The organism is Prevotella merdae, assembly GCF_900290275.1.
GTDB classification, from domain to species: Bacteria; Bacteroidota; Bacteroidia; order Bacteroidales; family Bacteroidaceae; genus Prevotella; species Prevotella merdae.
The window spans coordinates 697,016-719,900 of record NZ_LT985324.1 but is presented as its reverse complement, the minus strand read 5'-3'; the positions used below and the strand labels follow the sequence as shown (position 1 = coordinate 719,900).

Sequence of the window (22,885 nt, the reverse complement as noted above, 5' to 3'; positions counted from 1 at the left end):
ATTAATTTAAATGCATGAAACTATGAATGAGGCACATGCTGTAAACAGCATGATGCCGATAACAACACCTAAACATCCTGTTTCGGATTTTCCAGCAGGTTCAATATTAGACGCTTCTGATCCGGAAGAACGGTTGTCTTCAACTTGTCTATTCCAGAATTGTTGAACTTTTATAAAGTTCTTATGTTTTCCTTCTTTGTCAATTTCTATTTCTACATATTTCTTCTCGATTGTCTTCGGATCCCAGAAACCAATCATGAGATAGTCAGAATTGTGATGTTTCTTTCCTCTGCCGAAACTCGTTGCTAATCCGACTGCCGCTCCCAATGGTCCCGCTAATAGTAGTCCAGCTCCAACTCGCGCCCCCCTCGAATCACACCTATTATACTCTATAGTACCGTCAAAAGTCCATCTTTCAAATAGAAAAATCTGAGAGTTATGTATGTTATATCGAAAACTGCCGATATGCAACTGAATACCATGAGAATGGATACGTAATTCGCTGTAGTTTGGGTATCTTCTTATTTCATCGAAGGCAGAGCTATTGGAGGATCCTGGGTGAAAAATGATTCTCACATTGGCATCATCATGCAGGTATTCCATGCTTTGACCAATATTCAAATTATTAGGCAGGGAGGGAGGAGGTACTGCGTCATCAAAAAGTTTATCTATCTCTTCTATATCCATAACGTGTCAGTTTAACCTTAATTCCGCAACACTATAAATTTTAACTTTTATAATATCCTGAGCAACAAAAAGTTGCCCGGGATTTTGCCATGTCAGAGGATTCACTTAATTTAGTGTTGCTGTAATAATCAAACAAAACCTCATCAGGCATGGCAAAAATACAAATAAAATCCGAGAAACTCACATCTATTGGTGGTATATTTCCAATTATGGAGAAATTCGACAGGATGTTGTCTCATACAATAGACTCTACTTTAGGTTTGCGTAGCAAAGTGTATGGCTATCAATATAGCGAGATAATCCGTTCTCTGATGTGTGTATATTTCTGTGGAGGGTCATGTGTCGAAGACGTGTCCTCACACCTTATGGAAACACTTTGCTTGCATCCACACCTCCGTACATGCAGCGCAGACACAATACTTTGGGGCTATATTTAGGCAATAAGAGGCATTTTTGACGCTGTATAAACAGGTCGTTTGCCAACTTGTCGCCAAAGTTAGTTAACGCCAAGGATTGCGTAAAAACTTTCCAAGGCATATATTTAATTCAAATTTAACCCACTTTTTAAAGTGGAGTCAAAGATACAAAAGTTCAGTGTTTTTCTTCTATCTTATCTTGACTTTATCACTCGAAATGTCGGATGAACCAGAAATAACTCTCACACAACCTTATTCGTGTAGTACTATTGGAATGAAGTGTTCCAGCAGTCCTTTTCCGTTTTTATTGGTTCTATTTGCTGTTACAGATAGAACCAGTCCACCAAACGCACCCTTATATCTGTCGATATTGAAAAACAACAGCAAGTTTCTTGTTTCTTCCCTATTATCTTTGCGACAAGCAATCAGCTATAACTGACACTAATGAGCAGTTTAAAGTATGATTCAGAGTATGATATCATATTAGAACGCTAATAAAGCGTAAAAGAAAGAGTGCCAGAGAACGTAAATGCGGTTTTTACATGCTTCTGCATCTAACTTTGTGGAAGTTTTTGAACGAATAACAATAAAACGAATACAATAATGATAGAAAACAAGACAACTTCAGATTGTACCATCTACGCTTTTGTTGGTACTGCAATTCTCGCCATCTCTCTTGTCGTGGCTATGTATGTAGGCAATGACTTTCACCAAAGTCTGTTTGTCGAGTCAATCATCTTTGTAGGAAGCAACATCCTGCTTTGGGCGATATTCATTTCCATGGTGAATTATCCCTATGAACTGATGACCATTGGTAGCAACAGCAAGACAAAGAAAAACGTTGTAGAAGCAGAGCCAGCAACAGAACAAGAACAGCCAAAGCAAACATTACCACAACCAGAGTCAGCACAATACAGTCATGAGGACTATGCCAAGTGTGTAGAGGCACAAGAAAAAGAAGCACAGGAGATAAAGGAAAAACGAACGAGAGCCGTACTTGACTATGTGCATCGTACCATGTCACGTTTCCTTTATGAGGAAGATTTGTACAAGGTAATAGAGGCTGTCAAGGAATGGAGCAACGACACCAACTATACCCCGACAGCAATAAACCGCTTCAAGGAAAATGTTGAGAATATCCCTTTAAGGCACTTCGTGTGGAATATCGCAGAACGTTTGGGTAAACGTGATTACACAATGGCCATGCGAATAGCTTTTATCAAGGCATTGTTCCCCAAACCGTTTGAAGGCTTGGACTACAGTACATTGAAGAACCTGAAAGCACCATGCTCCAATGATATAATCCCTATTGACGAGCCTGCCAATGGTGGATATGATTTCCATGGATGATAATGTAGCCTTTGGCAAAATCGCTTTTCTTCCCTATTTCCTTATAATTGGATATTACAACTAAAAAAGCCGTATCTTGACCAAATGGTCTTGATGCGGCAGATTTCATAATTAGTCAGTTCGTCTTTTATAGAATTTTACTTATATCATGGGGTGTCTTAAAATAATAGTCTGCACGTATAGGATTAGATACATTGTTGCTCCATAAAACCAATCCGGAATCAACACCGGCATTGTCAGCACATTGAATATCATAAATACTATCACCAATATAGAGAGCATTTTCGGGGTTTATATGGGCTTTAGCCAAATATGCTACTAAGGGTGCTGCTTTGGGCTTATGTTCATCAGTATCATCTGCACATACAATTGTGGAAAAAAAGTCCGCTAACCCTAATGGTTCAAAATCAGAATGATATTCTTGATATGTTTTGGAGGTTACAATGCCTAAAAGATAGCCTTTTGATAAAAGGGATTGCAAGCATTCTTTGATACCTTGAAAAGGTTGAATAGTGTGCTGGAGCAATTTCACATTCCTATCCCATCGTTTCAAAGCATCTTCTATGTCGGGTATTTTGAGTAATTCCAACGCATTTCTTCCGGTAATACCTAAAGCAAATTTCAGACTTTCATATTGAGGTGCACGTCCCGTTATTTCTGTAATTGTTTTTATTAAAGAGTTGATGACTGCATATTCCGTATCTATCAATGTACCGTCTATGTCGAATACGATATGTTTATATTTCATATGTTTTATTTATTAGTCAAATAATACTTGCCAGTTTTTATCAGAGTAAGCAGAAAAGCACATTTTAATTTGTTCTTCGTTATTTTTCTCTTTTGCAAGAATAGGTAATTCTTCCAATCCGAAATAGGCACTCTCATCCGTTTCAATATTGGGTCGGAAAGATCCGCTTTCAATCTCACAAAGAACAAAAACTTTACAAACATTGTAGGCATATGGGGGAATATTATGTAAATTTCTATCCTGTATGGCTATTACCCGGATAGCTTTTACATTTAACCCTGCCTCTTCTTTTACTTCTTTTTCTGTATTAGTTTTGATACTCTGATTTATATCGACCCAACCACCGGGCAAAGACCAAGTTCCATTTTTCTCTTTCACAAGCAATATTTTATCATCTTTGAATATCGCAGCTCGTGTATCTAATTTAGGAGTTTGAAATCCAGTTTCATTGCAAAACAGATTCTTTACTTTTTCTATGGGTATTCCACTTTGCAGGCTGAGCATTTCTGCTGCAATTTCTCTAATGCGTTCAAAGCGTTCTATATCAAATACATCCTTGGAGTATGTCAATCCCCCTTGGGCAATGAATTGTAGTTCTTTTGCCCATTCAAGCCATTGTGGTTGTACTATTTTATTCATATAGTGAATGTTTGTATCGTTATATTGATATGCAAAGGTAATGTTTTGTTTCTAAACAATGACACAAAACACGTTCTCTTATACGGGTTCACCTTTATTTTAACAATATCATTGATAGATAGTTTCGGATAGGTAACTATCCAATAATCCCCATTGTTAGAGTTATTCCTTCGTGAATGACAAATGACTGTCACGGATGGGAGTAACGGAAGCATCATTCTGTTCCTTTGTCCCAGTTTTTTAGAACAACTTGTATATGACAAAGGAATTAACTTTCAACGACCTTCCAATGGTCGTTGCCCAGCTTCGGGATGAAGTGGTGGGCATGAAGCAGATGATCATCAGTCTGCAATCACAGAACAAGCCACACAAGGCTAATACGCACATACCTATGAGTGTGGAGGAAGCATCGGCATACCTGAAAATGCCGATGGCTACCCTCTACATGAAACTTGGCAACGGCAGCATTCCTGCCACCAAGCCGGGCAAGCGTTATTGCCTTTATCAAGACGAACTTGACAAGTGGCTGGAGACTAACCGCAAGAATCCTGTACCTCTCACTGCTGAAGAGGAGAACGCTGCCATTCTTGCAGGAAACAAGCGCAAGCCCAAACCCTTAAACTGGTAATGTAATGGATGCGCTTGAAATTTGTAACAAGCTACGCTCGGAGGCTTCGGGCGTAGCCACTTCTGGAATTCCGCTTGACGTATTCCCCCAGAAGATGCAGCAGATGATTCTTGATTTGGCAAGGACGGAGAACTATTCCATTGAGTTTACCGCTACTTCCCTTATATCCGCTATGGCAGCAGCCGTCGGCAACTCCTGCTATATCCGGATTAAAGGCAATTGGATTACTTCACCTATCCTATATGTCATTCTTGTTGGCAGACCAGGAGTCGGCAAGACTCCACCATTGAACTTTGCCTACAAGCCGTTGCACGACATTGATACTGAGGAGCACCATAAGTTCAAGGCTCTAAAGAATGAGTATGCAGCCATTGTGGAGAGAAACAAGGGCAAAAAACGGACGGAATGGGAATCGTTACCTCCAGTACCAGTCCTGCATAAGAATATCATGAATGACTTCACGCCAGAGATTCTTATGCGCAATCACGATGCCAACCTCAGAGGTGTGGCAGTTGTGGTGGATGAGATAATGGGGCTGTTCAATACCATCAACCGATACAACAACAGTTCTTTTGTACAACAGATGCTGTCGGCTCACAATGGCTTGCCAGTAGATGTTTCTCGTTGTAATCTTGATTGTCCTTTACGCATTGACTATCCTTGCATACAGATTGTAGGAACTATCCAGACTGGTATTGTGCATGAACTTTATGATATGGGATTCAAGAAGAATGGTTTTCTTGACCGTTTTCTGATCACATGCCCAAAAGGTTTGAAGATTGCTCCTTGGGTTAAGGTTCCAAAACAAGATGCTGCAATCATTGAAAGACCATTCCGTGTATGGAAAGAGATCATAGACAAGGCTGTGGCTCTTCCTTTTACGGAAGGCATCTTCAATGTTCTTGACTTCTCTGATGAAGCCATTGACATATTCTATGATTGGCAGAATGAGGACATAGAACGGCAGAATGCCATTACGGATGAAAAAATGATAGACTCACGTGCTGCAAAAGTTCCTTTGAACACTGCTCGACTTGCCTTGATATTCCAACTGTTCCGATGGGCTTGTGATGAGTCTCACAAGGATTTTATTGATGCGGAGTCCGTGAATGCAGCCATACGGATGAGCGATTACTTTGAGAAGTCATACAAAAGGATGGATGACCTCGTTTTAACCGAGGCTACCGACCCTGTGAAAAAACAGGTACTTGACTCGTTGGGAAACAAGTTCGTAACTGCTGAAGCAGTAAAGGCTGGAGCGGATTTCGGTTTTGCAAGACGTACTGTCATGTATATGCTCAAAGACTTCTGTCAGAGAAACTTTATCATCAAAGACAAGCAAGGCAATTATGAGAAAGTTCAGAAGTAGAACCACCACCTTGCACCGTTTGCACTTTGCACTTCTTGCACTCTTGCACAAAAGATGCTGCATTTTGTGCCAAACAAGTGCAAAAGTGCAGAAAGTGCAAGGTGCAATAAGTGCAGAGCCTTATGAGTGAGTATAGATTCCATCTACAGAAATACAAGCTGGGCAACCGATATGCTTGCCCTCAATGTGGGCGTAAGCGTTGCTTTGCAAGATATATTGACGAGCAAGGACAGATTGTATTCCCTGACAATGTGGGGCGTTGTGACCATGAACAGAGTTGTGGCTACCATTATTCTCCATCTGATTATTTCAAGGACAATCCCGATGCCAACTGCAATGATGATTGGAGATATAAAACACCAATCAAAGAGTGCAGGAAAGAGAAACCTCTTCCAACTTTCATTGAAAATAAGTTGATGGAGCAAACACTGCATGGCTATTCTGTCAATCCTTTGTACCGATACATTTCAACGGTCTTTGGCAAAGAGGAGACAGAACGGCTGTTTGCCTTGTACAAGGTCGGCACTTCAAAGAAATGGGGCGGTTCAACTATCTTTTGGCAGATAGATGTCAATGGAAATGTGCGCACTGGCAAGATAATGAAGTATGATGACAAGACAGGACACCGCATCAAGGAACCTCACAGCTTGGTGACTTGGGTACACTCGGAACTAAAATTGCCAGACTTTACACTTCGGCAGTGCTTCTTTGGCGAACATCTGTTGACAGATAAAACCACGACCAAGACAATAGCCATCGTGGAGAGCGAAAAGACAGCCATCATTGCCACCCACTTCATGTCTGATTTCGTATGGTTGGCTACTGGAGGCATGAACGGATGTTTCAATAAAGATGCTGTCGAAGTCCTAAGCGGTCGTGAGGTTGTTTTGGTTCCAGACCTTGGGGCAACGGATAAGTGGAAAAGCAAACTTCCGTTGCTGCAATCAATATGCAAGCAAGTTCTTGTCAGCAACATCTTGGAAGACAATGCCACCGATGAACAAAAGACCAATGGTCTTGACATTGCCGACTTCCTTCTGATGACGGAAACACCGCAGATGGCGCTACAAAGGCTGATAAAGCAACATCCGCCACTCCAGCATCTGATAGACTGTCTTGGATTGGTGTTGGTGGAAGAGTCATAGCAGAGTGGGTAAGGATCTGCGAGCACGCTTGCGTGACGGACTTTCACAAAAGTCCTAAACATAATAGGGACTTTTAGATTCACCTGCTGACGCTGTTCACTTAAAAAGTCCTTCTATTATGCTCAAGCTCCGCCCGAGACCTGTCACCAATTATACAAGAACTACGTTACAAACTCAAACAAGATACTTATGGAAAGAAACATACCACGTGCCGCCATCCATGTAGGCACAGACAAGAAATCGTTCTCGTCCCAAGTGGGCAACGAGGCGGAACGCAGAGGTTGGGACGAGAAACGTTACCAACTCAAAAACGCGGACATAGACAAGAACAACCATTATAACTACTCACGCAAGAGACTCAACTTTGAGATAGTCAAGGGTGGAAAGATAGTGCCTCTTGGTTCCCAGTCTGTGCCGTTGCATGAACGCTTGCAGCACAGACTTGATGAACTTGGCTTCAAGCCGTATATGGATGCCAAGCGTCCCGACCAAGTTTCAAGGAACAGTCCGAACTGCACTGTCGGCATCATCTTCAGTGGTGACCATGATGTGCTTAACAGGCTTGCCTTTGGTGAACAGAAACTCAACACGTCAGATCTAAATGCTGACCACAGCAAGGTTGTATTGCAAAAAGGCATCTATGACTGGGCATTGGACACCTACCGCTTTGCATGTGAGAAATGGGGAGAAGAGAATGTCATCGGCTTTGATGTGCATTGTGACGAGACAAGCATCCATGCCCATGTGCAGACCGTGCCTGTTGAACAAGTAAAGAAACGTGGGCGCATCGGAAGCCAGTACATTCACAAGGATAATCCAGAAAAGGTTCTCTCTACCAAGGAATGGAGAGCACTTCCAAAAGAAGAACGTGACAACTACACAAAAGCGGAAGTGGCAAAGGGTGTTGTGGAACGTGTGTCATATGCCAAAGTGTGGGGAGAGCGAGCAAAGGACAAATCCAAATACCTTTCCCAACTGCATACTGACTATTACAACAAGGTAGGGCATAAGTATGGCTTGGCAAGAGGCTTCTCCTATGATGAACTTTCAGAGGAAGAGAAGCGAGGACGCAAGCATAAGAACAAGGTGGTGCTTGAAGGTGAACGTCAGGCGAAAGTTGCTCTTGACAAAGTGGAGAAATATGCAGTACTTGCCACAATCGACAAGAAGGAGTTGACCATTCCTTTTCTCAACATCAAGGCTCCTGTTCAAGAAGCGATGAATGCCGTAAAGAAAGAACTTGCCATCCCTATTCCTGCACTTATAGGACAAAAGGCGTGGCGTGAGGAGCGTGTAAACAACATCAACGCTGTTATTAAAGCTCTTGTCGTAGCCATCAATTCAGAACGTGACAAGCAGAATGAAGGTGTACGCAAGGCTGTCAACAAGACATACACTTACTATATGCAGAATCTCAATAAGCAGATAGAAGAGAACAAGTCGCTTCGTGCCGAGAATGATGCGCTAAAGACTGAAAACAACAAAGTCAAACAACGCATCTCTCAACTTGACGAGAAGGCTGTGGAGCGAGTGACTACTCAACTTGTCTATGCGAAGGAAGAACTCGCCAGTGCAAAAAAATATAATACTACACTTATGGAAATGTACAATGATTTGAAGGCTCGTTGGAATGCCATTTGGCAAGAGCCTGAAATGACAGACGCATGGAGACGAGTGGAAGCACGTAAGGAGGAAGATGCAAAAGAGAAGGCTCGGCAAGAAGCCGAAGCCAAACGTGAAAGCATGGCTCGTCAAAATAGATCCATAGGAGTGCTTGACAAGTTCATCCATGAGGGACATGAAGCTTTATCATCCTTTGCAAAAACAGACAGAGTCAACTTCAACGAGAAAGAATCGGCTTCCATATACTATGGCATTATGGCATCTGCTGTAAAGCATAATATTGGATTGGACTCTAAAGCCTGTATAGAATCGGCAGCAAAAAGGTTCTTATCTGGCATATCGTGGCATGGTTTTACAGACTTCAAGCAAGAATGTATCACCAGTTGGACAAAACTCTTCGCCACGAATGAAGTTCAATTCACAGACAAAGCCATTGACAACTTTCTCGCTTTTGTTGACCATATGTCATGTAGTGCAGACACATACGTTTCACTTGGAGGTTCAAATGGGTGCGCTGACCAACTTACGAATTGGGACGGAACACAAAAAGTGGGATTGGGTGCGGTTCTAAGAAAAAAGCCAAGAGGCTTCTCACTATAAGTTAAAATAATGAGTATAAGAACTTGTTGACATGGAATTAAGATTTGATTAACACATTTATGAATGTAAGGTGACTTGTAAGGCAAACGGTCAAAGTTTGATGAAACGTAAAATATTACGGATATTATTTGTATTCTCCGTAACTTTTAACACAAGACATTCTTTATTCTCAACAAGTAGTTGTATCTTTGCACGCAAATAAGAATAACATGAATAGAAATACAGTCATTGACACGCTAAAACAGCGAGGTGGATTCATAACCACAGGTGAAGTGAAAAGCCGTGGTGAATATGAGCAACTTCGCCGTGCTATAGAAGATGGAACGCTTATGCGGCTTCGTAATGGTGTCTATGTGGAAATATCAGCGTTGGCAAACAACATGATAGATGTGGAACGTATAGTTCCGCATGGGGTGCTTTGCCTGTATAGTGCTTTTGCTCATTATGGACTTTCCACACAAGTGCCTTCCGCTACTTGCATAGCCATTGAAGCCAAGCGAAAGGTGCGTTTGCCAGACTATCCTCCTATTGACCTCTATTATTGGAAAAAGGAGAATTTGGAGTTTGGTATAATCAAAAAGAATATATCTGGCTATGATATACACATTACAGATATGGAGCGAACGGTCTGTGATGCTGTAAAGTACCGAAACAAGATAGGACTTGATGTGTGCGGTGAGGTGATAGACAACTATCTCAAAAAGGAAAACCGCAATATATCTCTACTCCATGAATACGCACAGAAACTAAGAGTGAAAAATATATTGACTACATATTTGGAGACAAGACTATGACAAAGAATATAGGGAAGTCCATTAGGACACGTTTGCTGAACCTCGCCAAAGAGGAGAAGCAAGAGTATATGAAAGTGTTGGTTAGATACTTGCATGAACGCTTGTTGTTCCGTATCTCTGCAAGTCCTTACAAGAGCCACTTTCTTCTAAAAGGCAGTTCGCTGTTGTTTGCCTTGGATGGGTTCAAGGCTCGTCCAACCATTGACATTGACCTGTTGGGAGAACGCATCAGCAATGATAGAGATAACCTAAAAGAGGTTTTTCAAAAAGTGTGCGCCATTGAATGTGAGGACGATGGAGTTAGATTCGATGCAACTTCACTTGAATTGGAGCCAATAGCCGTTGAAAAGAAATACCCAGGCACTTGTGTAAAAGTGGTGGCACACTTAGATACAATAGTGCAACAAGTGTCAGTTGACATAGGCTTCGGTGATGTGGTAACACCTTATCCTCTTTCTTTGGACTATCCGTTATTGCTGTCAGATGTTCCTGCCGTTGAACTGTATGCCTATTCATTGGAAACTTTGATAGCAGAGAAGTTTCATGCAATGGTTGACCGTGACGAAAGCAATAGCCGCATGAAAGATTTCTTTGATGTGTATCAGTTGTTCACCAACCATGAGATAGACAAGGAACTTCTTGTGGAAGCCATTGTCGGTACGTTTAAGAACAGGAATACACCTTACCGAGAGAACCTTGCCCTTTTCACAGACAAGTTTGCAACGGATGCCACACGCAATATTTGGTGGAAAGCATTCTTGAAAAAGATACGTTGGAAAGAGCCGATAGACTTCTCTGTTGTGATGAAGTGCATCAAAGAGAACCTACAGGCATATTGGAACAAAGAAACATTAGGATGATAGCGAAAGGGAATATTTGATTTTGGATGGTGCCAAAGAACACCATATTCTTGATATAGAGCATCGTGACAAGGCAATTGAGATTATTGAAACTCTTTTGCCTGCGATACCTTACCCTAAGAAGAAAAAGAAGCGAGACTGAAGGCAGAGAGTGTTTTGTGTACTCTCTGCCTTTTCTTCGGACTGCTTACAACGATTCGATGCTGTCACGATAACTTCTCAACTGTTCTTCGCTCAATTCCGCCTTCGCATCTCTCAGTTCTTGCAGCAACGAAACTCTGTCATGAGGCAAGGAGCCGGTAAATGGTACAGGATTGCTAACAGTTCGCCCCAGAATATGCGTTTGGATATGCAGATGCTCTATGAGTGTTATCATTTCATCGAAACGCTCATGCTCTGTTGCCTCCTCAAACTTACCTTCTTGAATTTCTTGGTAGAGTTGGCTTTCTGGAAACAATGTTAGCGAGAGGAAGCCTATGCTTACTGGGTGAAGCTGGTTGAAAACTCCTGCCGAACGCAGAGCGTTTCTTTCACCATTTCCATGCCCACCTAATCCTACGAGATAGAAGAAGTGATAATGTGTATCTGCTTCTTCAAGTTTACGGCATTGTTCAACGATGTCTTCGGACAGATACCCTTTGTTGACCCTTGTTAGAGTTTCACTGTCGCCACTCTCTACGCCAATGGTAAGATAATCGAAACCTAAGTGGTGGAGCTGTTGCAGATCCTCTACCGTCTTGTTGCGAATATCCGTGATTCGAGAGAAACAACCGATGGTAGGGTATCCTTCGCCTACGTATTTTCTGATGAGCAGTGCAATGTCAGTCAGGCGGTTCGTGGTGAGTACAAAAGGATTGGCACCTGTAAGAAATATACGGTGAGCTCTTGGTTGGAAAGCATGGACTACTTTTAAGTCTTCCTCTATTTCAGACATCGGAGACATACGGAACTTCTGCTTGCCATAGAGCGTGCAGAACTTGCAGCGATGCCAAGTACAGCCAGCTGTGACCTGCAAGAGTTGTGAAGTGGCTTCATAAGGAGGTCGCCACACCGGACCGTCAAAATGTAATGTGGGTTGCATACTATTTCCTTTCTTTTTTACGTTATTATAATGGTATCATCAAAATTGATGGTGCAAAGGTAAGGAGATACCGACAAAAGAAATCATCGTATTGGCTTTATGCCCCTAACCAAAAGGTAAGTATTGAAGATTATGAAAAAGAAACTCAATTATGATTATTGCCAAGCCGCTCCTGTCTTGGAATGGATGAGTCAGAAGTGGGCATTGGTCGTGATGCTCCGTATAGAGGAATACGAAAAGGAAAGCATCCGTTTCAGCGAACTTTTCCGAACTATCCCCCAGGTTTCTGAAAAAGTACTTGCGTCAACGCTTGATTATCTACTGCAAGAAGGACTTGTTACAAGAGAGAGATTTGAAGAAATTCCTCCAAGGGTGGAATATTCTCTCACACCAATAGCCAAGGACTTCTTGCGAGAAATCAGCTACGTCATAGAATGGGGGCAGCTGCATTTTGAGCAGATAGTGAAGGGCAGAAAATAGTTATACATATTTATATTCTTTAACTAAACTTTGTGCAGTCATCAAGCCTTCGGCGTATCTATATCAAGATAGATAGTACGAAACAATTCGCTCATGGCTTCAAATATAACAACATTAGTAGAAAAAGTAAAACAAGGTGACGCTGACGCTTTCAGCACATTATACCAAATGTATTATCCTAAGATGAAAGGGATATGCATCAATATTCTTAGAGAGGACAAGGCTGTCGTTGACGACCTTGTCCAAGATGCTTTTATACTTGCGTTTGTTTCATTAAAAGACTTAAAGAATACTCATAGGTTTAGTCAATGGCTTACAAGTATCACTACTAACCTTGTATTGAAATATCAGGAGAAAGGTAAGAGATACGATTTCATTTCCTTGTCTGATATAGAGGATGAATTTAGTTCCGTATTGGAAGATGACAACACTTCCAAGCAATCAATTTCGTATGAGGAAATTATGTCAGCTATAGACAGTTTGCCTGAAGGGTATAAGAAAATATTCAATATGTCTGTTTTGGATGGCTTGTCCCATCAAGAAATCAGCGAATTACTTGATATTGCTCCACATAGTTCTTCCTCACAATTGTCAAGGGCAAAGGCAATGTTGCGAAACATTTTGTCTCCAAGAGCTATGCTTATCATCGTATTGGCGTTGATAGTCATCCCTGTATATAGATATTTTACAGCAAAGAAAAAAATAGTTTCAGAAAATGATGTGAATATAGTTCGAACTCGAAAGCCTAATGAAGACATTACGCCTATACAAAAGATGCCTAATGTTTCTGTTAGTAGAGCGCAAAACGCTGTTTTGTGCTCTAATTATCGAAGTGTTCAACCGGGAAAGAACATTGTAATAACTGTTGGTGATTCGATTAAGGCTGGTCAAAATGTAATACTCGAAATATCCGATTCTTTGCAGGAGAACCAACATGTTTTGGCTGATAACAAGCGAGATAGTATCATCACAAAAGATACTGTATATACACCTATTCCAAACGAGGAAAGATGGATTGCGGATGATACAAGGACGTACAAGAAAAGTAAATGGCAGTTGCTCGCAGCTGGTTCTTTGGGTACTACTCTTGTGCAAAATGTTTATAAAATTATAACAAGTAACGGTAATGATATTACGAGTGAACAACCTTCAAAAAAGAGTTTTACTACATGGGAAGAGTATTCTGAATATCTACATCGCTTAACTCCAACTGACCCAACGGCGGAAAATGTTGCAATGATGGATATTGCCGATAATAACAAGGGCAAAATTGAAGAGGTAGAACATCATGACAAACCAATAATATTAGGATTGGCTGTGAACAAGAGCATAGGAAAGCATTGGAGTTTAGAAACAGGACTCCAATACTCTTACTTGAAGTCATATTTTACTTTAGGTACTGGCAATTACCGTGTTGACAAGGAACAAAAGTTGCATTACATCGGTATCCCGGTCAAGCTCTCGTACCAATTCATGGCGTACAAGAGACTGTCGGCTTACGGTTCTGCAGGAGCAAGCATTCAGATACCATTGTCTGGAAAGACATATGCAGACTATGTAATAGGAGGAAAGTCTGGCTATACAACGGATTGGAAGACAACACCTTCTATACAGTGGACTGTAAACACTAACATCGGAATACAATATCAAATTGCACCAAAGTTAACTTTGTTTGTTGAGCCAACGCTGAATTGGTACATTCCGAATGAAAGCGAAGTCAAGAACACTTGGACAGAACGTCCATTTACATTGACTGTGCCTTTCGGTATTAGGCTCTCTTGGTAAGAAAGTATCATTTTGCATGCAGTCTTTATGAATGACCTGTATCTATATATACAGAAAAGTCAAAAAAATAAGATACATGCAAAAAAGACATACAGACAGAAAGATGTATTTCCGTGACTTGGAGATAACATCTAAGGAGTTTTACATCAGCTACTTGTCAGATTTTACGGAACTGACACCAAAGAGTAGAATCTTGGAGGTAGGCTGTGGTGAAGGAGGAAACTTAGTTCCCTTTGCACAGTTGGGCTGCAGAGTGACAGGTATAGATATTGCCGAATGCAGAATTAAAGATGCCAAAGCATACTTTTCTGAAATCAGCAATCATGCCACATTTGTATGCAGTGATTTCATGCAATATCCTGTTCCATGTAATGAAGAGGATAAATATGACGTAATACTATTACATGATGTGATAGAACACGTTCCTACAAAAGAGCCATTTCTTGCACACCTAAGAAAGTTTATGAAAACAAAAGGCGTGCTGTTTGTCGGATTCCCCGCATGGCAAATGCCTTTTGGAGGACATCAACAGATTTGCAGAAGCAAACTTTGCTCACATCTGCCATTCATTCACTTGCTGCCAAACCCTTTATACCGGTTGTTGCTAAAAACATGCAATGAAGAGAAAGGAACTATGAATGAACTTATGAGCATAAAAGAATGCCGAACAAGTATAGAGTTGTTTGAAAGACTCATACACCAATGTGGCTTTTCGGTAACAGATCAAAAACTCTGGTTCATCAACCCACATTACAAACAGAAGTTCCACCTTACCCCACGGCTCTTGCCACATTGGGTCTGGAAGGTGAAGTATATCAGAAATTTTTTCACCACTTCATGTTGGTATATATTGAACATAAGCCATAAATAGAACTTACGTTCTTTAGGCAACCATTAAATCTATGAAACAATAAATAAGATATACTTAACCATTTCGGAAAAGCAGACTCCAAAAATCAGTATTGGAATCTGCTTTTCTACTTATATAAAAATGTAGGAAAACAGTATGAGAGGCTACATTTCTATTGGTTCTTATAGAATAAAAGGGGATGATTGGCAATCACATCCTTTAAGGGAAGTCGTTTCAACCCTACCCCTCTAAAATATCATTGGATAACTTTTGTTTGCCACATTTTGAGTTCTGTTGAAACATTCCTATTCAAACACTATTTGGTAGTTTTTAATGTAATCGAAAGTTAAATACGTTAAATTATTACCTTTTCGTATCTAAACAGAATCCACACAGTCACTTTTCTACCGTTTAGAGCGTATAATACTGATAATCAACTAATAATAGATACCTGAATTGCAATAATTTAAAAACTGTAGAATTTGAAGATTCTGATTTGGACTTAACATTAGGGTATGGACAATACAATAGGCAACCATTGTTCATAGGAAACCCTATCCAAAAATTGTACTTAGGAAGAAATCTAAAAGAAAAAACCATGACATCTAACATCGGTTATTCTATCTCGCCATTTATGGATCAAACTAAGCTAACAAATGTAACTATTGGTAACAATGTTAAGATTATTGGTCCATATCTTTTTAGTGGATGTTCTTCGCTTTCAGAAATTAACACACCTAATTCTCTTGCACAAATAGGAAATGGAGCATTTGAAGGCTGTACAAACTTACCTATAATTGATAATATTCAATATGCGGGAAAGTGTGCTGTTAGGGTTGTTGATAAAGATTTAGATAGCTACAATCTAGCAAATGAAACTAGATTTATCCTATCCGCTTGCTTCTCTGGTTGCGTCAATTTAAAAAAGATAGATTTGCCAAATAGTATTATCTATTGGGGAGATTATGTCTTCGAGGGTTGTACAAATTTGAAAGAAATAACTATTCCCGATAAAGTAGAAACAATAGCAAAAAATATGTTTTCTGGATGTGAAGAACTTGAAAACATATCAATACCTTCTAACATAAAGATTATTAATTCCGATGCTTTTTCTGGCTGCAAATCTTTGAAAGAAATTGTTATACCACGAAATGTTGTTAGAATTGAAGATAATGCCTTTTATGGATGCTACTCGCTAAAAGAAGTCGTTTTGGAAGATTGTTCAAACAGTATAGGAATGGGGACTAGTGGATACGACAAGAAATCTCTTTTTTATGATTGTCCATTAGAAAAAATTTATATTGGTAGAAATATGGCAAGTTCTTATTGGGTAGGAAATAGAAATGATTATTTACCTTTTTATGGAAAAGAAACCATAAAAGAATTAACCATAGGTTCTGACGTGACTAGTCTTTGGGCATACTCGTTCTATGGTTGTAATGCAATAGAAGATATAACTGTTAAGCATGATATTCCAATAATGCTTGAAAACTATACATTTTCAAGTGAATTATATTCAAAATGCAGATTGAATGTTCCTGTAAATTCTGTTTCATTATATTCATCTGCAAATATTTGGAGTAATTTTGAAAAAATAATTGGAGTTACAACTGGAATACAAAACGTATTTTTGCCATCTGATAATATTAATACAAAATATAATCTGAATGGGACTATTAGCAATGATAATAATGGAATTAAAATTATAAAATGTAAGAATGGTCAATACAAGAAAATAATAAAACATATGTAAATGCTATCTACTATTTTTATTATATAGTGAAAAAGGCTATCGGTATATATTTTATAAAACCTTAATTCCGCAACACTATAGTTTAACATTATTTATAAGTGCCTGAGCAACAAAAAGTTACCCAGGATTTTGCCATGTCAGAATTTTCACTTACCTTAGTGTTGCGAAAAGAAGACAAGCAAAACTCTAATATGACATGGCAAAGATACAAATTAAATCAGAGAAACTCACTCCTTTTGGGGGAATTTTTTCGATTATGGAGCAATTTGATGCTCTTTTAGCTCAAACCATAGATTCCACCTTGGGATTGAGATGCACTATGTTTGGTTATCAATATAGCGAGATTCTACGCTCTCTGATGTGCGTATATCTTTGTGGTGGCTCATGCATTGAGGATGTTACAACTCACCTGATGAAACATTTGTCTCTTCATCCAACTCTTCGCACTTGCAGCGCAGACACCATATTACGTGCTATCGAAGAACTGACATTTAAGAGCATCACCTATAAGTCTGCTTCTGGCAAATCCTATGATTTCAATACTGCAGACAAGATGAACTGCTTACTGGTCAATGCCCTGCTTGCTACTGGTCAATTGAAATCCGGTCAAGAGTATGATTTTGACTTTGACCATCAGTTCATTGAAACAGAGAAGTATGATGCAAAACCAACCTACAAGAAGTTCTTGGGCTATAGTCCAGGCGTAGCTGTCATTAACGACATGATTGTTGGTATTGAAAATAGAGACGGCAACACAAACGTACGCTTCAACCAAAAAGAAACTTTGGAAAGAATCTTCAAGCGATTGGAGGCTTCGGAAATATATATTTCTCGTGCCCGCATGGATTGCGGCTCATGTTCGGAGGAAATCGTAGATATGGTAGAGGCTCATTGCAGGCATTTTTATATTCGTGCCAACAGATGCTCTTCTTTCTACGATTCCATGTTTGCCTTAACTGGATGGAAAACTGTTGAAATCAACGGTATTGAGTTTGAGTTGAATTCTATCCTTGTTGAGAAATGGAAAGGAAAACCGTATCGTCTTGTCATACAGAGACAAAGGCGAATAGATGGAGACCTTGACATTTGGGAAGGCGAATATACCTACAGATGTATACTGGCTAACGATTACAAGTCGAGTGCAAGAGACATCGTGGAATTCTACAATCTTCGTGGTGGCAAGGAACGCATCTTCGATGACATGAACAATGGCTTTGGCTGGAATCGATTGCCAAAATCGTTCATGGCACAGAATACTGTATTCCTGCTTATGACAGCTCTCATCAGAAACTTCTACAAAGCTATTATGCAGAGATTGAAAACCCATGAATTTGGATTGCGTGCCACCAGCAGAATCAAGACCTTTGTTTTCAAGTTCATCTCTGTTCCTGCGAAATGGATTAAGACATCACGTAGGCATGTATTGAACATTTACTCAGACAACAATGCTTATGCCAACCTGTTCAAGACAGACTTTGGTTAAAGACCATGCTTTTCTGGTTAAACCAGCGTATTACCTCAAGTCGCTTTATGGGGTAAGGGGATTTTGTGTCTGCGACATTTCTGTTGTGCAAGAAATATGTACAATAAAATGAATTTTGTCGCTTTGCAAGCAAAATCCCACTAAACCCTATAGGTTGCGGATTTGAGGTAAAATAATAAAAGAGTCCACTTGAAAAAGTCATGAATCGAGTTCCATTTCAAAACATGCTTACATTTTGTCATGCTACATTATCAATAAACATGTTTATAAAGATAGAACATACGACATAATAACAGAAATAAGGTCATTGATTTACAAAATGAAAGTTATTTTTTGAAGAACCACTTTTTCAAGTGGACTCATAAAAGCATTTTTATATGGGAAAGTTTGTTATTACAATTCAAGACGAAACTTTTTTCACAAAAAAAAGTTTGGCTCAAAAATGTAAAGGGATACTTAATTCATACAAGGATGGTGATAGGTTAAATATGTTTGATGAGGAGTTTATGATAGATTTCTTTACTCAGTTAGCAAAAAGCCACAAGTTAAAAGGAAAGAATATTGTTGAGGTTGATGTAAGAAAATCAAAGAAGTATCGGAAGAATCTGCAATTTTGGATTAAAAGAGAAGATGGAACAAAAACAGACATTTCATACATTAATTGCATTTGGCCTAGAAAAAAGATTGATGAAATATCAGATGCATGCAGAAGGGCTGTTGAAGACATCGTTACAAAGTATAAATTTAACCATGTTTATCCAACAATTAGTGACTTGAGTGGACAAATAATTGCTAGTTCTGATGAAGCTGAAGTTGATCATTACGATATGGACTTTGTAGATCTTGTAAATAATTGGGTTTACCTAAATGGTGGGGAAGAATATATTTATTCTAAGATAAATGAAACAGAAGATGGATCGGAAATAACAGAATTTACGGATTCTGAACTTACTGATAGCTTTATTAAATATCATAACTCGCATTCTCATTTGCGAATTTTGACAATAGATGAAAATCGAAAACGAAAGAAGTCTAAAAGATAAAAGCACGAACCGATTTTCATAGATATACTGATTTTTCTCAATAAAAACATGAATAAAGAAGAAGACATTGATTGGTAATGCTTTCTTTAGGAAGTACTAAAAGTTCTATAATCCACATACTCAGCTATGGAACTTTGTCTTTAACGCGATTGTCACAAAGTTGTTAGCGTAAGACACGTATATCAATGATTTCAGGCCATTTGATCATACAGCATAGAAAAAAGGCTAAGAAATATGGGTGGATTGATGAAATAGAATGGGTAAGTGAGCTTCTTGATGTCGCCCTTTCTTAATGCCGTAAGGCAGGAGAACAGAAACGCACGTTTCAAGGCAGGTGCTGAGCATGGAGTGGAAGCCAAACGAATAACCTCGTCCTGTGAAAGATGCTCTCTGTCTGTCGGGATTATCTCGATACGTTCCAAGAAACCATTTGGATTCTCCTTAATCTTGCGGTCACGATAGGCTGTGTGTATTGAAGCACGGAAAGTTACCTTTCGGTTTCCTCCTTCGCACCTCGGCAATTCAAACAAGTTTGATTGCGCTCGGTTTGTCGTCGGTTGACCAATAGTTGGCTGCTGAGTTGATATGTAGCTTTCTGTTCTTGTGCTGTCCCTGTGGTGCTGTCAGCAGATACTCACGAAATCTGTTGCACACACTCGCCAAAAGTACATTTGCCTTGCGTGAATGTGTGAAAAAGCATATAAACGTGTAACGACAACCATTTTACACGAAAATAGCATTATCACTTAGAAAAACTACATAAAATAATATCAAAATATTAATAATATTCAAAATAATTTGGTAAAGCAATATAAAAGTATTATCTTTACACACGAATAATACAAAATAACACATTATGAATATAGTACTCGACGTGCTTCGTTATCTCAACGAACACAACATAACTCTTGTTAAGGCCGCCGAAGCAACTGGCGTTGCACAGCAGAATATAAAGAAAAGTATCGGAAACAATCCAAAGGCAAGCACGTTGCTCGCTTTGGCGAAAGGACTAGGCGTAGACCCACGAGAGTTTTTCTATGATTTGGACGAGAATATAGACGCTTTTAGCAAAATGGATTCAAAAAAACTTTTTGATTTGGACGCAGGCAAAAATATAGCCGACACAGCCGCCCAGATCTCGGAGCCGATGGAGATAAAGACCACTGCGTTCTGTCCGCACTGCGGAGCGAAAGTAAGGGTGGGCGTGGTACTGCTGGCGGAATGAAAAAAGTCAATAAAGAAGAATATCACCCACTTGGAGTTCTTCTTGTCCGCCAGTTTCTTGAAGTAGGCAAGGAAATCGCCTTTCATCTTCTCCTTGTCGAAGAAATCATAACGCTCGTTGACAATAGACTCAAAACGACGGCAGCGTATCGCTTCTGCCCTTTCAGCAAGGTTCTGATTATACTTTAGCTCTGTCTGGTTCTTTGGCTTGGCATAGATGTAGATGCCAAGTGACTCATGGCGGATGACTTTCATCGTGATTTCGTCACGATAGCCTGGATAATAGTCAAGGAAGTAAGACAACATGCGTCCGTCCTTGATTTTGCGTGTACGCAATGAGTAAGATACTCCTAATGTTGCAGATCCACGATTGTCTCAATACCATTAATCAAGTCCTGCTGTCTTTTCTTCCTAAGACGTTTTGCCTCTGCCTGACATTCTTCGGAACAGTATTTCTGCATACCGCTCCTTGGCACAAATGACTTGCCACATAATTCACATTTTCTTGTCGGTCTCATACTCTTTGATATTGCTTTGTTCAAATTTATTTGAGTATTCCACCATTGGAGTAAACGGAAGTGAACTATTGACAACCTTTGTCAACCCAATATTTACATTTAGTTATTCATGGTAAGTTATAGTTAGTTATAAGGGTCTAAATACATTAGCAAAAACAATTAGGGGTATCGCCTTTTGCGATACCCCTAATTATATATCGGTTATTACTGATGCTGCTCACGCAACAAATCATTAACAGTCTTAACTGGGTTGAATGTGCCGATAGGAACTTCTACGAATACGGTGTTCCAATCGCTCATTGCGCCATTCCACAAGCCAGGCAACTCCAATGCCTTAAGTTCCTTGCCGTTCTTACTCTTAGAGCTGATAAAGCCAGTTGAGCGGTCAACATACTTAGGAAGATTGAATTTATTGCCCTTATAGTCCTTAGTTGCACATACAAGGTCAACTGGATTGAAGTGTGTGCCTTCCTTAAACATCTTGACATACTCGGCATTATTGGTGTCAATCTGACTTGACTCAAGAATCTGCGGGCTAACAGTACCGTCTGCATTATAGCAAAGGAATGGACCACCACCAGGCTCGCCAACATTCTTAACAACACCACAAACGCGAATTGGACGGTTAAGCTTGTTCTTCAAGTAGATTACGAGATCGGCATCCTCAAGCTCCTTAATATCATGCTTGCGGCAGCAGAGAGTGTGCTGTACAAAGCGAATCATCTCCTCAATCTTCTCGTGTGAATATTTGCCCGACTCAAGAACGCGCAGATACTCGAACACTTGCTTCTGAACGTCAACAAGTATACCGGCGATAAGTTTCTTGTAAAGCACAGTCTCGTCCTTAATACGATCTGGCACAACATTGTCGATGTTCTTGATAAATACAACATCCGAGTCAATCTCGTTAAGGTTCTCGATAAGTGCGCCATGTCCGCCTGGACGGAACAACAATGAGCCATCCTCGTTGCGGAACGGAGTATTGTCTGGGTTGGCAGCTATAGTATCTGTGCTCGGCTTCTGCTCAGAGAAGCTTACATTAAAGTGTACATTATACTTCTTTTCGTAGTAAGCCTTCTTCTCCTCCACCTTCTTCTTGAAGAGTTCAAGATGATCGTGCGATACTGTAAAGTGGATATTAGCCTCGCCATCTGAGCTTGCATATAGAGCAGCTTCCACAAGATGTTCCTCCATAGGTGTACGTGGACCATCCTCATACGAGTGGAAAAGCAACAAGCCCTTAGGCAACTGGCCATAGTTAAGACCCTTAGCCTCAAGCAAATTGGCAACAACCTCCTTGTAATTGCCAGCCTTAATTAGGTTGCAAACACAAGCACCGTCGTTGTTTTCCTTGCACTTGCCGCAAAGCTCGTGCTTGAAAGCAAACTTCTTTATCTTGTCGAAGAATTCCTTCTCGAAATCGGTTGTAGGAACATCATAATCGGCAGTAAGGAATGCAAACAGATTCTTAAACATACGGCTTGCAGCACCACTTGCAGGAACAAACTTTACTACCTTGTGGCCTTCTTCCTGATACTTGCTCCATTCTTCTACATACTTGTCACGCTCTTCGGGTGTAGGCGAGAAAATGCCATTGCCTACAGCCGCAGCAGCTTCTATTTTTAAGAAAGGAAAACCTTTCTTGATTTCGTCCAACTGATGTTCCACCATTTCTGGAGTAATTCCTCTTTGTGAGATTTGGTTTAAATCTTGGATAGTTAACATAATTATAACTTATTAGTTTTTAATTTTGATTATATCGCTTGTTCGTGGTATATTGTCTACAAATATAAAGACTTTTTCTTTAAA

General features: G+C 39.9%; 18 protein-coding genes and 4 pseudogenes. 14 read left to right on the top strand and 8 right to left on the bottom strand.

The features are described 5' to 3' along the window. Window positions 1-6 precede the first annotated feature (6 nt). On the bottom strand, window positions 7-687 hold the full coding sequence (locus tag C9991_RS09555) for a hypothetical protein (RefSeq protein ID WP_106812308.1): 681 nt from the start codon (window positions 685-687) through the stop codon (window positions 7-9). Window positions 688-836: 149 nt separating this feature from the next. Here C9991_RS09555 and C9991_RS09550 point away from each other — a divergent pair. Together C9991_RS09550 and C9991_RS09545 are read left to right on the top strand one after the other, a co-directional pair. Further along, window positions 837-1,109 (top strand): annotated as a pseudogene (locus C9991_RS09550) (IS1380 family transposase); the annotation flags it as partial. 597 nt (window positions 1,110-1,706) lie between these two features. Further along, window positions 1,707-2,453: a hypothetical protein gene (locus C9991_RS09545; RefSeq protein ID WP_106812307.1), complete on the top strand. Its 747-nt coding sequence runs from the start codon at window positions 1,707-1,709 to the stop codon at window positions 2,451-2,453. Window positions 2,454-2,580: 127 nt separating this feature from the next. Here the strand turns inward: C9991_RS09545 and C9991_RS09540 are convergent, their stop codons facing one another. Further along, on the bottom strand, window positions 2,581-3,201 hold the full coding sequence (locus tag C9991_RS09540) for an HAD family hydrolase (protein ID WP_106812306.1): 621 nt from the start codon (window positions 3,199-3,201) through the stop codon (window positions 2,581-2,583). 12 nt (window positions 3,202-3,213) lie between these two features. Then, entirely contained in the window at window positions 3,214-3,840 is a 627-nt protein-coding gene (locus C9991_RS09535) for an NUDIX hydrolase N-terminal domain-containing protein (RefSeq protein ID WP_007897099.1), read from the bottom strand. 256 nt (window positions 3,841-4,096) lie between these two features. On the opposite strand from C9991_RS09535, the gene C9991_RS09530 reads away from it, so the two are divergent. The 6 genes from C9991_RS09530 (at window position 4,097) to C9991_RS09505 (ending at window position 10,859) form a co-directional block, all read left to right on the top strand. Further along, window positions 4,097-4,468 (top strand): helix-turn-helix domain-containing protein, encoded by a 372-nt coding sequence (locus C9991_RS09530; protein ID WP_007897100.1) that lies wholly within the window; start codon window positions 4,097-4,099, stop codon window positions 4,466-4,468. A gap of 4 nt (window positions 4,469-4,472) precedes the next feature. Further along, complete coding sequence (locus C9991_RS09525) at window positions 4,473-5,837, top strand: DUF3987 domain-containing protein (protein WP_106812305.1); 1,365 nt, start codon at window positions 4,473-4,475, stop codon at window positions 5,835-5,837. A gap of 122 nt (window positions 5,838-5,959) precedes the next feature. Then, complete coding sequence (locus C9991_RS09520) at window positions 5,960-6,982, top strand: DUF6371 domain-containing protein (protein WP_106812304.1); 1,023 nt, start codon at window positions 5,960-5,962, stop codon at window positions 6,980-6,982. Between the two features lie 189 nt (window positions 6,983-7,171). Beyond that, on the top strand, window positions 7,172-9,205 hold the full coding sequence (mobV, locus tag C9991_RS09515) for a MobV family relaxase (protein ID WP_106812303.1): 2,034 nt from the start codon (window positions 7,172-7,174) through the stop codon (window positions 9,203-9,205). A gap of 209 nt (window positions 9,206-9,414) precedes the next feature. Next, complete coding sequence (locus C9991_RS09510) at window positions 9,415-9,999, top strand: type IV toxin-antitoxin system AbiEi family antitoxin domain-containing protein (RefSeq protein ID WP_106812302.1); 585 nt, start codon at window positions 9,415-9,417, stop codon at window positions 9,997-9,999. Beyond that, complete coding sequence (locus C9991_RS09505; protein ID WP_106812301.1) at window positions 9,996-10,859, top strand: nucleotidyl transferase AbiEii/AbiGii toxin family protein; 864 nt, start codon at window positions 9,996-9,998, stop codon at window positions 10,857-10,859. The genes C9991_RS09510 and C9991_RS09505 overlap by 4 nt, the downstream gene beginning before the upstream one ends. Before the next feature lie 187 nt (window positions 10,860-11,046). On the opposite strand, the gene C9991_RS09500 is transcribed toward C9991_RS09505, so the two are convergent. Further along, on the bottom strand, window positions 11,047-11,940 hold the full coding sequence (locus C9991_RS09500; RefSeq protein WP_106812300.1) for a radical SAM protein: 894 nt from the start codon (window positions 11,938-11,940) through the stop codon (window positions 11,047-11,049). Window positions 11,941-12,072: 132 nt separating this feature from the next. Between C9991_RS09500 and C9991_RS09495 the strand changes: the two genes are divergently transcribed. The 6 genes from C9991_RS09495 to C9991_RS09470 all read left to right on the top strand — a co-directional run bounded on the left by C9991_RS09495 (window position 12,073) and on the right by C9991_RS09470 (window position 19,334). After that, window positions 12,073-12,420 carry a winged helix-turn-helix transcriptional regulator gene (locus C9991_RS09495; protein WP_106812299.1) on the top strand — a complete coding sequence of 116 codons (348 nt, stop codon included), beginning with the start codon at window positions 12,073-12,075 and terminating at the stop codon, window positions 12,418-12,420. A gap of 93 nt (window positions 12,421-12,513) precedes the next feature. Next, the gene (locus tag C9991_RS09490; RefSeq protein WP_106812298.1) at window positions 12,514-14,205 is read left to right on the top strand and encodes a sigma-70 family RNA polymerase sigma factor; all 1,692 of its coding nucleotides are present in this window, start codon (window positions 12,514-12,516) and stop codon (window positions 14,203-14,205) included. Window positions 14,206-14,281: 76 nt separating this feature from the next. Further along, window positions 14,282-15,076 (top strand): class I SAM-dependent methyltransferase, encoded by a 795-nt coding sequence (locus C9991_RS09485; protein WP_106812799.1) that lies wholly within the window; start codon window positions 14,282-14,284, stop codon window positions 15,074-15,076. Between the two features lie 475 nt (window positions 15,077-15,551). Further along, window positions 15,552-16,808, top strand: a complete 1,257-nt coding sequence (locus C9991_RS09480; protein ID WP_106812297.1) for a leucine-rich repeat domain-containing protein — start codon at window positions 15,552-15,554, stop codon at window positions 16,806-16,808. 196 nt (window positions 16,809-17,004) lie between these two features. Continuing rightward, window positions 17,005-18,291, top strand: coding sequence for an IS1380 family transposase (locus C9991_RS09475; protein ID WP_106811463.1), 1,287 nt, complete (start codon window positions 17,005-17,007; stop codon window positions 18,289-18,291). Between the two features lie 377 nt (window positions 18,292-18,668). Then, window positions 18,669-19,334 carry a DUF3223 domain-containing protein gene (locus tag C9991_RS09470; RefSeq protein ID WP_106812296.1) on the top strand — a complete coding sequence of 222 codons (666 nt, stop codon included), beginning with the start codon at window positions 18,669-18,671 and terminating at the stop codon, window positions 19,332-19,334. Window positions 19,335-19,594: 260 nt separating this feature from the next. On the opposite strand, the pseudogene C9991_RS17070 reads toward C9991_RS09470, so the two are convergent. From C9991_RS17070 to C9991_RS09450, 4 genes and pseudogenes are all read right to left on the bottom strand, one after another. Beyond that, window positions 19,595-20,043: pseudogene (locus C9991_RS17070) on the bottom strand (hypothetical protein); the annotation flags it as partial. A gap of 542 nt (window positions 20,044-20,585) precedes the next feature. Continuing rightward, window positions 20,586-20,864 (bottom strand): annotated as a pseudogene (locus C9991_RS09460) (site-specific integrase); the annotation flags it as partial. Window positions 20,865-20,967: 103 nt separating this feature from the next. After that, window positions 20,968-21,076, bottom strand: a pseudogene (locus tag C9991_RS17345) (DNA-binding protein); the annotation flags it as partial. Between the two features lie 204 nt (window positions 21,077-21,280). Further along, window positions 21,281-22,801 (bottom strand): DUF4301 family protein, encoded by a 1,521-nt coding sequence (locus C9991_RS09450; protein ID WP_106812295.1) that lies wholly within the window; start codon window positions 22,799-22,801, stop codon window positions 21,281-21,283. Window positions 22,802-22,885: the final 84 nt, after the last annotated feature.

Bases quoted from the DNA above. Each gene is read 5' to 3' on its own strand.
- mobV (WP_106812303.1), top strand. From the start codon at position 7,172: ATGGAAAGAAACATACCACGTGCCGCCATCCATGTAGGCACAGACAAG.
- C9991_RS09540 (WP_106812306.1), bottom strand. From the start codon at position 3,201: ATGAAATATAAACATATCGTATTCGACATAGACGGTACATTGATAGAT.
- C9991_RS09490 (WP_106812298.1), top strand. From the start codon at position 12,514: ATGGCTTCAAATATAACAACATTAGTAGAAAAAGTAAAACAAGGTGAC.
- C9991_RS09475 (WP_106811463.1), top strand. From the start codon at position 17,005: ATGGCAAAGATACAAATTAAATCAGAGAAACTCACTCCTTTTGGGGGA.
- C9991_RS09520 (WP_106812304.1), top strand. From the start codon at position 5,960: ATGAGTGAGTATAGATTCCATCTACAGAAATACAAGCTGGGCAACCGA.
- C9991_RS09510 (WP_106812302.1), top strand. From the start codon at position 9,415: ATGAATAGAAATACAGTCATTGACACGCTAAAACAGCGAGGTGGATTC.
- C9991_RS09495 (WP_106812299.1), top strand. From the start codon at position 12,073: ATGAAAAAGAAACTCAATTATGATTATTGCCAAGCCGCTCCTGTCTTG.
- C9991_RS09525 (WP_106812305.1), top strand. From the start codon at position 4,473: ATGGATGCGCTTGAAATTTGTAACAAGCTACGCTCGGAGGCTTCGGGC.
- C9991_RS09545 (WP_106812307.1), top strand. From the start codon at position 1,707: ATGATAGAAAACAAGACAACTTCAGATTGTACCATCTACGCTTTTGTT.
- C9991_RS09535 (WP_007897099.1), bottom strand. From the start codon at position 3,840: ATGAATAAAATAGTACAACCACAATGGCTTGAATGGGCAAAAGAACTA.
- C9991_RS09485 (WP_106812799.1), top strand. From the start codon at position 14,282: ATGCAAAAAAGACATACAGACAGAAAGATGTATTTCCGTGACTTGGAG.
- C9991_RS09500 (WP_106812300.1), bottom strand. From the start codon at position 11,940: ATGCAACCCACATTACATTTTGACGGTCCGGTGTGGCGACCTCCTTAT.
- C9991_RS09505 (WP_106812301.1), top strand. From the start codon at position 9,996: ATGACAAAGAATATAGGGAAGTCCATTAGGACACGTTTGCTGAACCTC.
- C9991_RS09530 (WP_007897100.1), top strand. From the start codon at position 4,097: ATGACAAAGGAATTAACTTTCAACGACCTTCCAATGGTCGTTGCCCAG.
- C9991_RS09450 (WP_106812295.1), bottom strand. From the start codon at position 22,801: ATGTTAACTATCCAAGATTTAAACCAAATCTCACAAAGAGGAATTACT.
- C9991_RS09555 (WP_106812308.1), bottom strand. From the start codon at position 687: ATGGATATAGAAGAGATAGATAAACTTTTTGATGACGCAGTACCTCCT.
- C9991_RS09470 (WP_106812296.1), top strand. From the start codon at position 18,669: ATGGGAAAGTTTGTTATTACAATTCAAGACGAAACTTTTTTCACAAAA.